General features: G+C 64.3%; 12 protein-coding genes. 10 read left to right on the forward strand and 2 right to left on the reverse strand.

Annotated features, from left to right (window positions below; genetic code table 11):
- Window positions 1–46: 46 nt before the first annotated feature.
- The 9 genes from bcoG (at window position 47) to BHMPCIPO_RS13810 (ending at window position 12,651) form a co-directional block, all read left to right on the forward strand.
- A complete protein-coding gene (bcoG, locus tag BHMPCIPO_RS13770) occupies window positions 47–949 on the forward strand; it encodes a 3-dehydrocarnitine:acetyl-CoA trimethylamine transferase BcoG (RefSeq protein ID WP_173517273.1) in 903 nt (300 codons plus the stop codon).
- A 213-nt stretch (window positions 950–1,162) separates the two neighbouring features.
- Window positions 1,163–2,656 carry a carnitine 3-dehydrogenase gene (locus tag BHMPCIPO_RS13775; protein ID WP_173517274.1) on the forward strand — a complete coding sequence of 498 codons (1,494 nt, stop codon included), beginning with the start codon at window positions 1,163–1,165 and terminating at the stop codon, window positions 2,654–2,656.
- A 140-nt stretch (window positions 2,657–2,796) separates the two neighbouring features.
- Complete coding sequence (locus BHMPCIPO_RS13780) at window positions 2,797–3,957, forward strand: acyl-CoA dehydrogenase family protein (RefSeq protein WP_173517275.1); 1,161 nt, start codon at window positions 2,797–2,799, stop codon at window positions 3,955–3,957.
- A 321-nt stretch (window positions 3,958–4,278) separates the two neighbouring features.
- Window positions 4,279–6,336 (forward strand): acetate--CoA ligase family protein, encoded by a 2,058-nt coding sequence (locus tag BHMPCIPO_RS13785; RefSeq protein WP_173517276.1) that lies wholly within the window; start codon window positions 4,279–4,281, stop codon window positions 6,334–6,336.
- A gap of 5 nt (window positions 6,337–6,341) precedes the next feature.
- Entirely contained in the window at window positions 6,342–7,124 is a 783-nt protein-coding gene (locus BHMPCIPO_RS13790) for a carnitinyl-CoA dehydratase (RefSeq protein ID WP_173517277.1), read from the forward strand.
- A gap of 377 nt (window positions 7,125–7,501) precedes the next feature.
- The gene (locus BHMPCIPO_RS13795; RefSeq protein ID WP_173517278.1) at window positions 7,502–9,091 is read left to right on the forward strand and encodes an ABC transporter substrate-binding protein; all 1,590 of its coding nucleotides are present in this window, start codon (window positions 7,502–7,504) and stop codon (window positions 9,089–9,091) included.
- A complete protein-coding gene (locus BHMPCIPO_RS13800) occupies window positions 9,091–10,203 on the forward strand; it encodes an ABC transporter permease (RefSeq protein WP_173518169.1) in 1,113 nt (370 codons plus the stop codon). Before BHMPCIPO_RS13795 ends, BHMPCIPO_RS13800 begins: the two co-directional genes overlap by 1 nt.
- Window positions 10,200–11,027, forward strand: coding sequence for an ABC transporter permease (locus tag BHMPCIPO_RS13805; protein ID WP_173517279.1), 828 nt, complete (start codon window positions 10,200–10,202; stop codon window positions 11,025–11,027). The genes BHMPCIPO_RS13800 and BHMPCIPO_RS13805 overlap by 4 nt, the downstream gene beginning before the upstream one ends.
- On the forward strand, window positions 11,020–12,651 hold the full coding sequence (locus tag BHMPCIPO_RS13810; protein ID WP_173517280.1) for an ABC transporter ATP-binding protein: 1,632 nt from the start codon (window positions 11,020–11,022) through the stop codon (window positions 12,649–12,651). Before BHMPCIPO_RS13805 ends, BHMPCIPO_RS13810 begins: the two co-directional genes overlap by 8 nt.
- Window positions 12,652–12,789: 138 nt before the next feature.
- Here BHMPCIPO_RS13810 and BHMPCIPO_RS13815 read toward each other — a convergent pair whose 3' ends face one another.
- Entirely contained in the window at window positions 12,790–13,047 is a 258-nt protein-coding gene (locus BHMPCIPO_RS13815) for a DUF1127 domain-containing protein (protein WP_173517281.1), read from the reverse strand.
- Window positions 13,048–13,198: 151 nt separating this feature from the next.
- Between BHMPCIPO_RS13815 and BHMPCIPO_RS13820 the strand changes: the two genes are divergently transcribed.
- Entirely contained in the window at window positions 13,199–14,629 is a 1,431-nt protein-coding gene (locus BHMPCIPO_RS13820) for a LuxR C-terminal-related transcriptional regulator (RefSeq protein ID WP_173517282.1), read from the forward strand.
- A gap of 59 nt (window positions 14,630–14,688) precedes the next feature.
- Here the strand turns inward: BHMPCIPO_RS13820 and BHMPCIPO_RS13825 are convergent, their stop codons facing one another.
- Window positions 14,689–15,030 carry a PAAR domain-containing protein gene (locus BHMPCIPO_RS13825; protein ID WP_173517283.1) on the reverse strand — a complete coding sequence of 114 codons (342 nt, stop codon included), beginning with the start codon at window positions 15,028–15,030 and terminating at the stop codon, window positions 14,689–14,691.
- Between the last annotated feature and the right edge of the window lie 47 nt (window positions 15,031–15,077).

A 15,077-nucleotide genomic window follows, 5' to 3' on the forward strand; every position in this document is an offset into this window, starting at 1 on the left:
GCGGTCTTTCTTGGCTCGTAATGGGCTCAATAAAAGGGAGACAGCAATGCCGCTCAGCATGAACCGCGAGGTATTCATCACCTGCGCCGTCACCGGCTCGGGAGACACCGTTTCAAAGTCCAGCCATGTTCCGATCACGCCGAAACAGATCGCCGAAGCGGCGGTCGTGGCGGCCAAGGCCGGGGCTGCCGTGGTCCACTGCCACGTCCGCGATCCGGAGACCGGAGCGCCTTCTCGCAGGCTCGATCTCTACAAGGAAGTGACCGACCGCATCCGCTCCGCCGATGTCGACATGGTGCTGAATCTCACCGCCGGCATGGGCGGCGACCTCGTCTTCGGCAATGTTGAAAGCCCCTTCCCGGTCAACGAGAAATTCACCGACATGGCCGGCGCCACCGAGCGCGTTGCCCATGTGGCTCAATGTCTGCCGGAAATCTGCACGCTCGACTGCGGCACCATGAACTTCTCGCTCGGCGATTACGTCATGACCAACACGCCGTCGATGCTGAGAGAAATGGCCCGCCAGATGACCGCGCTCGGCGTCCGCCCCGAGATCGAAGCCTTCGATACCGGCCACCTCTGGTTTGCCAAGCAACTCGTCGAGGAAGGCCTGATCGAGGATCCGGTGCTGATCCAGCTCTGCATGGGCATTCCGTGGGGCGCGCCCGACGACCTCAACACCTTCATGGCCATGGTCAACAACGTGCCTGCCAACTGGACTTTCTCAGCCTTCTCCATCGGCCGCAACGCGCTTGCCTATCCGGCAGCGGCGATCCTTGCCGGCGGCAACGTCCGCGTCGGCCTCGAAGACAACCTCTATATCGGCAAGGGCCAGCTCGCGACCAACGGCCAGCTCGTCGAAAAGGCGGTCGGCGTCATCGAAGGCATGGGCGCCAAGATTATCGGCCCCGATGAAGTCCGCAAGAAACTGAAGTTGACGAAGCGCTGAGCCCGAGCTGGTAGTCCCGGAGAGTGCCCCCCATCCGCGCGGTGAGGGGAAGCGCCCCCTCATCCGCCTGCCGGCACCTTCTCCCCGTAAGTCGGGGAGAAGGCCGCAAGCCTGGGGCATTCAGTCCCCTCTCCCCGCGGGCGGGGGAAAGCTGGTCCTCGGGTCTGACCCGAGGAGAGGGGCAGTTTGCAATTCAAGAAGTCGAGGTGAGGAATGACCGAAATCAAGAAAGCAGCCTGCGTCGGCGGTGGCGTTATCGGCGGCGCCTGGGTGGCGCGCTTCGCGCTCGCCGGCATCGATGTGAAAATCTTCGATCCGCATCCGGAAGCCGAGCGCATCATCGGCGAAGTCATGGCGAATGCCGAGCGCGCCTATGCGATGCTGACCATGGCGCCGCTGCCGCCGAAGGGAAAGCTCACCTTCTGCAAGAGCATCGAGGAAGCGGTCCAAGATGCTGACTGGATTCAGGAAAGCGTGCCGGAGCGGCTCGAGCTGAAGCGCGGTGTCATCACCAAGATCGATGCGGCCGCACGCGCCGATGCGCTGATCGGCTCGTCCACCTCGGGCCTGCTGCCCTCCGACCTGCAATCGGAGATGCACCATCCCGAGCGCATGTTCGTGGCGCACCCCTATAACCCGGTCTACCTGCTGCCGCTCGTCGAGCTCGTCGGCGGCAAGAAGACGACGAAGGCGACGATCGAGCGCGCCATGCAGGGCGTCGAGCAGATCGGCATGAAGGGCGTCGTCATCGCCAAGGAGATCGAGGCTTTCGTCGGCGACCGTTTGCTCGAAGCGCTCTGGCGCGAGGCGCTGTGGCTGATTCAGGACGACATCTGTGATACCGAGACGCTCGACAACGTCATGCGCTATTCCTTCGGCATGCGCTGGGCGCAGATGGGCCTGTTCGAGACCTATCGCATCGCCGGCGGCGAAGCCGGCATGCGCCACTTCCTCGCCCAGTTCGGCCCCTGCCTCAAATGGCCGTGGACGAAGTTCACCGATGTCGTCGACCTCGACGACGCACTGGTCGAAAAGATCGGCGCCCAGTCGGACGCGCAGGCCGCCGGCCGCTCGATCCGCGAGCTCGAGCGCATCCGCGACGAAAACCTCGTCGGCATTATGCATGCGCTGAAAGCCGGCAATGGCGGCGAAGGCTGGGGCGCCGGCAAGCTGCTCGCCGATTTCGAGGCCAGGCTCTGGGCCAATGCCAGGAAGCCGGAAGCCGATCTCGGCGACGTCAAGCCGCTGCGCATCGTCGACACCAAGGTGAGCGCCGCCTGGGTCGACTACAACGGCCACATGACCGAGCATCGCTATCTTCAGGTCTTCGGCGACACGACCGACGGCCTGCTGCGCCTGATCGGCGTCGATCTCGATTATGTGCGCGACGGCCACAGCTACTACACCGTCGAGACCCATATCCGGAACCTCGGCGAGGCCAAGCTCGGCAACACGCTCTATTCGACCTGCCAGGTGCTCTCCTCCGACGAGAAACGCCTGCACATCTTCTCGACGATCTACAATGCGCAGACCAACGAAGCCGTCGCGACCGCCGAACAGATGGCGCTGCATGTCGACAGCAAGGCCGGCAAGTCGGTGCCTGCACCGGAACACGTGCTGAGCAAGCTCCGTGCGATCACCGAAGCGCATGCGAAGCTGCCGGCCCCGGAAGGCGCCGGACGCTTCGTCGGCCAAAAGCGCGCCTGACCGCAACAGCGGCAGGCCATCAACAGGCAGTTTCGCCGACCTGACGGCGCAATTGCAGGCCGCAGCCGAGGCCCGCTTGAGGAGGTGGACCAAGGCTCCGGCACGGACGTCAGCGGCGCGAAAGCGAGGGGAACGACACAATGAATTTCGCACTGACCGAAGAACAGCAGATGATCGTCGATACGGTCAGGAGCTTCGTCGAAACGGAAATCTATCCGCATGAGGACGAGGTCGAGCGCACCGGCGTGGTGCCGCGCGAGCTCGGCCAGGAAATCGCCCGCAAGTGCAAGGAGATCGGTTTCTTCGGCTGCAATTTTCCGGAAGAAGTTGGTGGCGCCGGCCTCGACCACACCTCCTTCACGCTGGTCGAGCGCGAGCTTGGCCGCGGCTCCATGGGCCTCACCGTCTTCTTCGGTCGCCCCTCGGGCATCCTGATGGGCTGCAATGCCGAACAGCGCGAGAAGTATCTCATCCCGGCGGTCAAGGGCGAGAAATTCGATGCGCTTGCCATGACCGAGCCGGATGCGGGCTCCGACGTGCGCGGCATGAAATGCTTCGCCCGCAAGGACGGTGACGACTGGATCGTCAACGGCACCAAGCACTTCATCAGCCATGCTGATATCGCCGACTTCGTCATCGTCTTCATCGCGACAGGCGAGGAAGACACACCGCGAGGTCCGAAGAAGAAGATCACCTGCTTCCTCGTCGACCGCGGTACGCCCGGCTTCGAGATCCGCAAGGGCTATAATTCCGTTTCCCATCGCGGCTACAACAATTGCATCCTGACCTTCGACGATTGCCGCCTGCCCTCGTCCCAGATCCTCGGCGAAGTGCACAAGGGCTTCGACCTCGCAAACGACTGGCTCTACGCCACCCGCCTGACGGTGGCGGCGACCTCGGTCGGCCGGGCACGGCGCGCCTTCGACTATGCGCTGAACTACGCCGCCGAACGCAAGCAGTTCGGCAAGCCGATCGGCGCCAACCAGGGCATTTCCTTCAAGCTCGCCGACATGATCACCGACATCGACGCCGCCGACCTGCTGACGCTTTCGGCCGCCTGGCGGCTCGACAACGGCCTGCCGTCGAACCGCGAGATCGCATCCGCCAAGGTCTTCGCCACCGAGATGCTCGCCCGTGTCACCGACGAGGCGATCCAGATCTTCGGCGGCATGGGCCTGATGGACGACCTGCCGCTCGCCCGCTTCTGGCGCGACGCCCGCGTCGAGCGCATCTGGGACGGCACGTCTGAAATCCAGCGCCACATCATCAGCCGCGATCTGCTCAGGCCGTTGGGGGCGTGACGGGATGGGAGCGTTTACGGAAGTTACCCCCCTCTGCCCTGCCGGGCATCTCCCCCCCAAGGGGGGAGATCGGCTAGAGGCGTCCACCTCGGTTCCCCTTGATGCTTCCCAGACTGCTGATCGCGCCGCTGACTGTGTTGGCGCGATCCGTCATACCAATCCTGCGACTCAACACGGCTTGATCGTGCTCAACTCCTCAACGGTCAATGCGTGGCGACAACGGCGCCCCATCGCATCTCCCCCCTTGTGGGGGAGATGCCCGGCAGGGCAGAGGGGGGTATCCCCCGCACCCTCGACGCGCGCCATCGCGGGAGCCGCCGCATGACGCGCTCCCTCGACCGCCTGATCCGCCCGCGCACCATCGCCGTCTTCGGCGGCAAGGAAGCCCGGCGCGTTATCGAACAATGCGACAAGATGGGTTTTTCCGGCGAGATCTGGCCGGTGCACCCGCGCGAGACCGATATCCTCGGTCGCAAGTGCTACCGCTCCGTGGCGGAATTGCCCGCAGCGCCGGATGCCTCCTTCGTCGGCGTCAACCGGCAACTGACGATCGACATCATCCGCGATCTCGCCGCCCGCGGCGCCGGCGGCGCCGTATGCTATGCCTCCGGGTTCCGTGAGGCGGCAAGCGAACTCGACGACGGCAACGACCTGCAGGAGGCGCTGGTCGCGGCTGCCGGCGACATGCCGATCGTCGGGCCCAATTGCTACGGCTTCATCAACATGCTCGATGGCGCCCTGCTCTGGCCGGACCAGCACGGCATGCTGCGCGTCGAAAAGGGCGTCGCCATCCTGACGCAATCCTCCAACATCGCCTGCAACATCTCGATGCAGACGCGCGGCCTGCCGCTCGCCTATGTCATGACCGCGGGCAACCAGGCGCAGACCGGGCTTTCCGACATCGCCTGCGCCGTGCTGGAAGACCCGCGCGTCACCGCCGTCGGCCTGCATATCGAAGGCTTCGACAGCGTCGCAGCGCTCGAACGCCTGGCGACGCGGGCGCGCGAACTCGGCAAGCCGGTCGTGACACTCAAGGTCGGCAAATCCGAAGCCGCCCAGCTTGCGACGGTCTCGCACACCGCCTCGCTTGCCGGCAACGACCGCGTCTCCTCAGCCCTGCTTGCCCGCCTTGGCATCGGCCGCGTCGACACGCTGCCGGCGCTCTTGGAAACGCTGAAGCTGCTGCATGTGGCCGGCCCCCTTGAAAGCAACGACATCTCCTCGATGAGCTGCTCCGGCGGCGAGGCCTCCCTGATGGCAGACGCCGGCGAGCGCTACCGGGTGAACTACCGACCTCTGCGCGACGAGCAGCGCAAGCCGCTCAAGGACGCGCTCGGCGAGATGGTGACGATCGCCAACCCGCTCGACTACCACACCTTCGTCTGGGGCAACCGCGAGAAACAGGCGACTGCGTTTGCCGCCATGATGAAGGGCGGCTACGCGATCAACCTCGTCGTGCTCGATTTCCCGCGGCTCGACCGCTGCGACGCCGCCGACTGGGAAACCACCTGCCAAGCGGTGATCGAGGCGGCAAGAACGACCGGTGCGCGCGCCGGCATCGTCGCCAGCCTCGGCGAGAACATGCCCGAGGCGACGGCGCTTTTCCTGATGAAGGCGGGCATCGTGCCCTTCTTCGGTATCGAGGAGGCGCTGGATGCGATCGAGACGGCCGCCGACATCGGCGCCGCCTGGAAGAAACCCGCCTCGCCCCGCCTGCTCGATGGCAGCGGTGTCGCCGCCGGGGACGCGATCACGCTCAGTGAACACGAGGCCAAGGTGGAGCTTGCCGCTTCGGGTCTGAAGGTACCCGAGGGCAAGACGGCCGCGACCGCCGAGGAGGCCGCAGCGGCTGCCGAAACCCTTGGTTTCCCCGTCGTGCTCAAGGGCCTCGGCGTCGCCCACAAGACCGAAGCAGGAGCGGTGAAGCTCAACCTCGCAAGTCGCCAGGAGGTCCTTGCGGCGGCAAGCACCATGGCCGGTGTCGCATCGGGCTATCTCGTCGAGAAGATGGTGGGCAAGCCCGTCGCCGAACTCATCATCGGCGCCATGCGCGACCCCGTCGCCGGCCCCGTGCTGACGATCGGCGCCGGAGGCATCCTGGTGGAATTGCTCGACGATTCCGCCATCCTGACGCTGCCGACGACGCCGGAAGCGATCCGCGAGGCGATCGGAGGGCTGAAGATCCGCAAGCTCCTGGACGGCTATCGCGGCGGCCCGACCGCTGATTTCGCCGCCCTGACCGAGGCTGTCGCCGCAGCGGCATCCTATGTCGTTTCAAACGCCTCCAAGCTCGAAGAACTCGATATCAATCCATTGATGGTGTTGCCGAACGGCCAAGGTGCCGTTGCCGCCGACGCCCTGATCCGCCGGAGGAAATGACGCGCATGACCGGACCGATCCGCACACGCCGCGAAGGCGGCATTCTCGAAGTCACCATCGACCGGCCAAAGGCCAATGCCATCGACCTTGCGACCAGCCGGGTGATGGGCGAGATCTTCCGCGACTTCCGCGACGACGACAACTTGCGCGTCGCGATCATCACCGGGGCGGGCGAAAAATTCTTCTGTCCGGGATGGGACCTGAAGGCTGCCGCCGCCGGTGACGCGGTCGACGGCGACTATGGCGTCGGCGGTTTCGGCGGCATGCAGGAGCTGCGCGACCTCAACAAGCCGATCATTGCCGCGATCAACGGCATCTGCTGCGGCGGCGGCCTCGAGATCGCGCTTTCGACCGACATGATCCTTGCTGCCGAGCACACGACCTTCGCGCTTCCCGAGATCCGCTCCGGCACCGTCGCCGATGCCGCCTCGATCAAGCTGCCGAAGCGCATCCCCTACCACATCGCCATGGACATGCTCTTGACCGGCCGCTGGCTCGATGCGGCCGAGGCCCACCGCTGGGGCTTCGTCAACGAGATCCTGCCATTGAGCAAGCTTATGGAACGCGCCTGGGAGCTCGCCCGCCTGCTCGAAAGCGGACCGCCGCTGGTTTACGCCGCGATCAAGGAAGTGGTCCGCAACGCCGAAGGCGAGGCCTTCCAGACGACCATGAACAAGATCACCAAACGGCAGTTCAAGACGGTCGACATCCTCTATTCGAGTGAAGACCAGCTGGAAGGCGTGCGTGCCTTCGCCGAGAAGCGCGACCCGGTCTGGAAGGGCCGCTGAAGGCGGATGAATGTGCGCGGTTTTCCGCCGCTTTGAACAGACTCCGCCAGGCATGGCGGCGCAGGAAACAGAGCCGGGGGACCGGCAGGATGACGTGGCAGGACGCGCGGACGAGACCGCGCGCCGCGAAACACGCATCCATAAGCCAAGCTTATGGAAATAAATTGTAATTTAGGGCGTTACAAGAAGTGTTCCAGAGATTACGCTTATCGATCTGAACGAAGGACGCCCCGGCCGAGGGAAGGAGAACAAGCCACCGAAAGAACAAGAAGCGGCCGCTTTGGGCCGATCCGAAGCCATCGATACAATGGCTGTACGCAGCAATCTCTAACCAACCACAACGAACGGCGAATGCCGACAGAGAAGGGAACAGGGGAATGAGCGATTACAAGGATTACCTCACACGACAGGTCATGCTCGGCAAGATGAACCGGCGCGAGTTTCTCGGCCGCGCGGCTGCTGCCGGCATTCTCGCCTCGACGGCAGGCACGCTGTTTGCGACCAGTGCGGCGGCGCAGGAGCCGAAGCGCGGCGGCCATCTGAAGCTCGGCCTCGAAGGCGCGGCCGCCACGGACTCGAAGGACCCGGCCAAGGCGCTGTCGCAATTCATGTTCGTCGTCGGCCGCAACTGGGGCGACATGCTCGTCGAAAGCCATCCGACAACAGGCGCGCCGGTGCCGGCGCTTGCCGAATCCTGGGAGCCATCGGCCGACGCGTCGACCTGGACGTTCACGATCCGCAAAGGCGTCAAGTTCCATGATGGCAAGGAACTGACGGTCGACGACGTCATCAAGACACTGCAGCGTCACACCGACGACAAATCGGAGTCCGGTGCCCTCGGCGTGATGAAATCGATCAAGGAAATCAAGGCGGACGGCGACAAGCTCGTGTTGACGCTGACGGAAGGCAACGCCGACATGCCGCTCTTGCTTTCCGACTATCACCTCATCATCCAGCCGAATGGCGGCATCGACAATCCCGACGCGATGATCGGCACCGGCCCCTACAAGGTGTCGAGCTTCGAACCCGGCGTTCGCGCTACCTTCGAGCGCAACGCCGACGATTGGCGCACCGACCGCGGCTATGTGGATTCGGTGGAACTGATCGCCATGAACGATGCGACCGCCCGCATCGCCGCGCTCTCCTCCGGCCAGGTGCACTTCATCAACCGTGTCGATCCGAAGACGGTCAACCTGTTGAAGAGGGCGCCGACGGTCGAGATCCTCAACACGTCGGGCCGCGGCCATTACGTGTTCATCATGCATTGCAACACCGCGCCGTTCGACAACAACGACCTGCGCATGGCGTTGAAATACGCGATGGACCGCGAGACCATGGTTGAGCGCATTCTCGGCGGCTACGGCAAGGTCGGCAACGACTTCCCGATCAACGAGACCTATGCCCTCTTCCCCGAGGGCATCGAGCAGCGCGCCTATGACCCGGACAAGGCGGCCTTCCACTACAAGAAGTCCGGCCACAGTGGCCCGGTTCTTCTGCGCACCTCCGACGTCGCCTTCCCGGGCGCGGTCGACGCGGCCGTGCTCTACCAGGAAAGCGCCAAGAAGGCGGGCATCGAGATCGAGGTCAAGCGCGAGCCGGGCGACGGCTATTGGACGAACGTCTGGAACGTGCAGCCCTTCTCGACCTCCTACTGGGGCGGCCGTCCGACCCAGGACCAGATGTACTCGACCGCCTATCTGTCGACTGCCGACTGGAACGACACCCGCTTCATGCGTGCGGATTTCGACAAGATCCTGCTCGAGGCCCGCTCCGAGCTCGACGAAGCCAAGCGCAAGGAGATGTATCGCACCATGGCGATGATGGTGCGCGACGAAGGCGGCCTGATCCTGCCGATGTTCAACGACTTCGTGAACGCCGCCACCAAGCAGGTGAAGGGCTACGTGCACGATATCGGCAACGACATGTCGAACGGCTATGTCGCGACCCGAGTGTGGCTGGACGCATGATGATGGAAAGCGGACCGCTCACTGGTCCGGTTCCGACGGATGGGACCGCGGATGCATCGCATCCGCGGTCTGCCGAACCTACCGGAGTACCAGCAAAACCCAACCCTGCCGCCAATGGTGAAATCGCCGGCACCTTCTGGCGGCGCTTCACCTTCCGCCGCCCTCTCGCGGCGCTGATCCTGCAGCGCCTCGGCTTGAGCGTCGGCCTGCTCTTCGCCGTATCGCTGATGATCTTCGGCGGCATCGAGGCGCTTCCCGGCGACTTCGCCACCACCTATCTCGGCCAGTCGGCAACGCCGCAGGCGGTCGAAAACATCCGCAAGGACCTTGGCCTCGACAAGCCCTGGACCGAGCGCTACGTCTCCTGGCTCGGCGGCGCGATCCAGGGCGATTTCGGCACCTCCTGGGCGAGCAAGAACTCGGTCGGCGAACAAATCTCCAAGCGCCTCGGCAACTCGCTGTTCCTCGCCTTTTTTGCAGCACTCATATCCGTGCCGCTTGCCGTTGGTCTCGGCATGCTGGCGGTGCAGTTCCGCAACAGGCTGCCCGACAAGATCATCAACGTCATCTCGCTCGCGGCCATCTCGCTGCCGGAGTTCTTCGTCGGCTATTTGCTGATCATGTTCTTCGCCGTCAAATTCGGCATCGCGACCTTCCCCGCGACCGTCTATGACAGCATGAGCTTCACCGAACGGCTTTCGGCGATCGCGCTTCCCGTCGCGACCCTCGTTCTCGTCGTGCTCGCCCATATGATGCGCATGACCCGGGCGGCGATCCTCAACGTCATGTCGTCGGCCTATGTCGAGACGGCGGAGTTGAAGGGGCTCAGCATGTTCCGCATCATCGCGCGGCACGCAGCCCCCAATGCGGTGGCGCCCGTCATCAACGTCATCGCGCTCAACCTCGCCTATCTCGTCGTCGGCGTGGTCGTGGTCGAAGTCGTCTTCGTCTATCCCGGCATGGGGCAATACATGGTGGATGCGGTGACCGTGCGCGACATGCCGGTCGTCCAGGCCTGCGGCCTGATCTTCGCGGCCTTCTACATCTTCCTCAACATGGCGGCCGACATTCTCGCCATCATCGCCAATCCGAGACTGAGGCACCCGCGATGAACCTGAGATCCATCCCCTTGAGCGCCTGGATCGGCATCGCCGGCATCGCGATTGCGATCTTCTGTGCCGTCTTCGCACCGCTCATAGCCCCCTTCGGCGAGCGCGACGTGGTCGGCGACATCTGGCTTCCCGCCGGCGGCGACTTCCTGCTCGGCACCGACAATCTCGGCCGCGACCTGCTCTCGCGTCTGATCTACGGCGCCCGCACCACCATCTTCGTGGCGCTGGCAGCAACCGTGCTCTCCTTCTCGCTGGGCATGCTCCTGAGCTTTACGGCGGCCGTCGTCGGCGGTTTCACCGATCAGCTCTTCTCCCGCTTCAACGACCTGATGATGGCGATCCCGACGCTGATCTTCGCCCTCGTCGTGCTCGCCGTGCTGCCGCAGCATCTGTGGATCCTGATCCTCGTCATGGCGGTGCTCGATTCCACCCGCGTCTTCCGCATCGGCCGTGCCGTTGCGCTCGATGTCGCGGTCATGGAGTTCGTCGAGGCCGCAAGGCTGCGCGGCGAAGGCTCGCTCTGGATCATCTTCCGCGAGATCCTGCCGAACACGCTGTCGCCGCTCTTGGCCGAGTTCGGCCTGCGCTTCGCGTTCTCGATCCTGTTCCTCTCCACCCTCTCCTTCCTCGGCCTCGGCATCCAGCCGCCGGCCGCCGACTGGGGCGGCATGGTCAAGGACAACAAGGACGGCATCATCTTCGGCATCTCGGCGGCGCTGATCCCGGGGGCAGCGATCGCCACGCTCGCGATCTGCGTCAACCTCGTGGTCGACTGGCTGATGAAACGAACCTCCAGCCTCAAGGGAGGACGCGGCGATGCCTGAACTGCTCTCCGTCAAGAACCTCAAGATCGAAGCGACCAGCTACCCGCCGGGCGAACCGCCCAAGGTCGTCACCCTCGTCGAGGGCGTGTCCTTCGATGTCGCGAAGGGCAAGGTGCTGGGCCTCATCGGCGAATCCGGCGCCGGCAAGTCGACGATCGGCCTTTCGGCGCTCGCCTATGGCCGCGGCGGCGTGCGTATCACCGGCGGCCAGGTCCTGCTCGAAGGCCAGGACATCCTGACGCTCGAAAAGAACGGCATCCGTTCGATCCGCGGCGCCCGCGTCTGCTACGTCGCGCAATCGGCCGCCGCCGCCTTCAACCCGGCCCACCGGCTCGGCGACCAGGTGATCGAGGCGTCGCTCCGCCACGGCATCATGAGCCGTGAGGAGGCAAAGAAGCGGGCGCTCTATCTCTTCCGGGTGCTGGGCCTGCCCAATCCGGAAACCTTCGGCGACCGCTATCCGCACCAGGTCTCCGGCGGCCAGCTCCAGCGCGCCATGACCGCCATGGCGCTCTGCCCCAATCCGGAACTGATCGTCTTCGACGAGCCGACGACCGCACTCGACGTCACGACCCAGATCGACGTTCTGGCAGCAATCAAGCACGCGATCGAGGAGACGCATACGGCCGCGCTCTACATCACCCACGATCTCGCGGTGGTCGCCCAGATCTCCGACGACATCATGGTGCTGCGACACGGCAAGACCGTCGAATACGGCACGACCAAACAGGTGATCGAGGCGCCGCGGGAAGACTACACCCGTGCGCTCGTCAGCGTGCGGCAAACCAAGCGCGACGAGGCAACCGACCAGACCGGAGCGCAGTTGAAGATCGAGCATATCAGCGCCGGCTATGCCAATGGCTTCAAGGTGCTGCACGATGTCTCGATGCACCTGCCGAAAGGGCAGACGCTGGCGATCGTCGGCGAAAGCGGCTCGGGCAAATCCACCCTTGCCCGCGTCATCACCGGCCTCTTGCCGCCGACCGAGGGGCGCATCTCCTTCGAGGGCAAGGAACTGCCGCGCGCCCTGAAGGGCCGCAGCAATGACGAGCTCCGGCGCATCCAGATGATCTACCAGATGGCCGACACGGCGATGAACCCGCGCCAGACGGTGCGCGACATCGTCGGCCGGCCGCTCTCCTTCTATTTCGGCATGCGCGGCCAGAAGAAGACGGAGCGGGTCAAGGAGCTCTTGGACCAGATCGAGATGGGCAGTCGCTTCCTCGATCGCTATCCGGCCGAACTTTCCGGCGGGCAGAAGCAGCGCGTGGCTATCGCTCGCGCCTTGGCCGCCAAACCGGAGCTCATCCTCTGCGACGAGCCAACCTCGGCTCTCGATCCGCTTGTGGCCGAAGGCATCCTGAACCTGCTCTTGAAGCTTCAGGAGGAAACCGCTGTTTCCTATGTCTTCATCACCCACGACATCGCCATCGTCCGGGCGATCGCCGACAGCGTTGCGGTCATGCACCGCGGCCGCCTCGTACGCTTCGGGCCGAAGTCGAAAGTGCTGTCGCCACCCTTCGACGACTATACCGACCTGCTTTTGAAGTCGGTTCCGGAGATGGAGATCGGCTGGTTGGAGCGCGTCCTGAAGACGCGAAGGATGGAAAGCGCCGGAAACTGACGCGGCGCCGGAAAACATGCGTGCCCGTCGTGGAGCGCAACTTGAAGGGAAGCCGCCCGCGCACAGGCGTTCGGCTTCCCTGCCCCCAATGCCGCGTCTCGACGCGACGGGCGCATTCACGCTTCGCGTGGGCTCGCGTCAATGCTCCCAGAAATGCTTCTTGATCTCCACATCGACCTGCTTTTCTGTCAGGCCGATGTCATCGATCAGCTCCGGCGCATCGGCCGCCATTTGGGCAAGCTGATCGCGGTAGTGCTGGCGATCGTCCCACATGGCAAAGAGACGCTTCGGGTGAAACCACTTGGCGATGCGGCCGTCGCCGGGCTCGGACGTCTGCTCGACGTCCTCGGATACGGCGTGGTAGAAGTCGGACATGCCTGACAGAAGCTTGCTCATGGTCGTCCTCCCACGTGATGTTCAGCGCAAACTCTAGCCTCATAGAGCTATGCGGCAATCGCACATGTGCGGTGTTTTGCTTCCAGCATTTGTAGTATTTTGCTGGAGCCGCAGCAGAACGAACCGGTAGAACGGCAAGGAGGAGGCAGGTATGGCCCGCATCCTGACGCCTCGTTTTGTGCCTGCGGTCCTGTCGGATCGCGAGCGTGCGGTTGCCGAACGCTTTGCCGCCGGCCTGACCTATCGCCAGATCGGCGAAGCGCTCTGCATTGCGCCCTCGACCGTGCGCAGCCATCTCGCGGCGATCTACGGCAAGCTCGGCGTTCGCAACAAGATCGAGCTGGCGTCGGAGATAGCCCGGCCAGCGGAGGGAACGACCGCGGCTGCGACGGAGCAAGGACCACCGGTGCTCGCCCTGTTCCCGATCGAAAGCCTCAACGAGGAGCAGCGCTGGCGTCGGTTTGCCGATGGCCTTTCGTCGGATATCTGCGTTGATCTCGCACGCTATGCGGACCTGCCCGTCATCGGCTTTCACACCATGAAGCTGCTTGGCAACCATCCAGAGAACTACGATGACCACGTCCAGGCCGTCGGCGCGACCTACGCGGTGACGGGCCAGGTGCGCGCAGACGACCGGCAGGTGCGGCTGACGATCCAGCTCTCGGAAACGCGCTCCGGTCTGACGCTCTGGAGCGAACGCTATGACCGGCCGATCGGAGACATACTCGCGCTTCAGGACAATTTGACCGAGAGCGTTGTCAACGCGCTGGCAGGATGCTTCGGCAAGCTGGCCGCGCTCGTACGTAGCGCCAGCCGCAAGAAGACACGCTCGAACCTGCACTCCTACGATTATTATCTTCTCGGCGTCGAGCAGCTCAACCGGTTCAGCGCGGAGGGAAACGCCGCGGCAATTGAGCTTCTCACGCGGTCGCTCCAGTTGGACCCCGCACGGGTAAGGGCCTGGATCGAACTGGCCTACGCCTATTCCGTCCAGGCCTGCAACGGCTATGGCGTCGACCTAGCCACGACCATCGGGAACTGGCGATCGGCGATAGAACAGGCCCTGCGGCTCGATCCGACGAACCCCTTCGCCCACACCTGCCTTGGCGATCTCAAGGCATGCCTGGGCGATCTCAAAGGCGCGGCCGACGCCCAGGCAATGGCGCTCCAGCACGGCAAACACAGTGCCGACACGCTGGCGCTGCTGGCCGGAAGCAAGGCTTTGGTGGCTGGAGACCCGGACGAAGCGATGGCGCTGATCGAGAAGGCGCTGTCCCTCAATCCCCTGGCGCCGCCCTGGTATTACGGCATGCTCGGCCGCGCCCTCTTCGTCACCGGACGCCACGCGGAGAGCCTTTCGGCGCTGGAACACAGTTCACAGGAATCGCCGAATACCCTCATGTTCCAGGCGATGGCCCAGGCTTTTGTCGGGCAATCATCCGAAGCGGCGAGCACCGCGCTGAGGCTTAAGACCGAGTTCCCGCTTTTCTCGGTCGAACGGTTCATCGCCGGCTATCCGGTCACCAACCCTCCGGCGCTGCAAGCAGTTCAGGAAGGATCCCGGCTGGCGATGTTCGACTAGAACGCCGTGCGTTCAACTGAACGCACGCCGCCGCTCGGCTCTGGCAACTGTGTGCTCCGTTACCTCTGCCGGCAGTCGACATCGCCCAGGCGTTGCGCCGCCTCGCCTTCAAAGGTCACCGTCGCCTCGCCCTTTGCCGAGCAATCGCCCGTGGCGCCGCTTCCGGCGCGGAAATGCACGACCGGCTGGCCCTCGATCATGATGCTCGGCACCACCTCGTAAAGTTCCGGCGGGCAATTGGCGACGTCGGAGAGCCTAAGCGCCGGCTGGCCGCCGATCATGACGCTGGAGGCGCCCGAAAGCGCACAGGACGGGATCGGCGCCCGCGCCTCCTCGGCCATCGCCGACGGAGCCGGCAGAGCGGACGAAAGGCAGGCGATGACGGCCACTGCAGATTTCATGATCCCTCCTCCATGGATCCGCGTCGGCGAAACCTATCACAAGGCCG

The sequence above is a fragment of the Ensifer sesbaniae genome, assembly GCF_013283665.1.
Lineage (GTDB): Bacteria > Pseudomonadota > Alphaproteobacteria > Rhizobiales > Rhizobiaceae > Ensifer > Ensifer sesbaniae.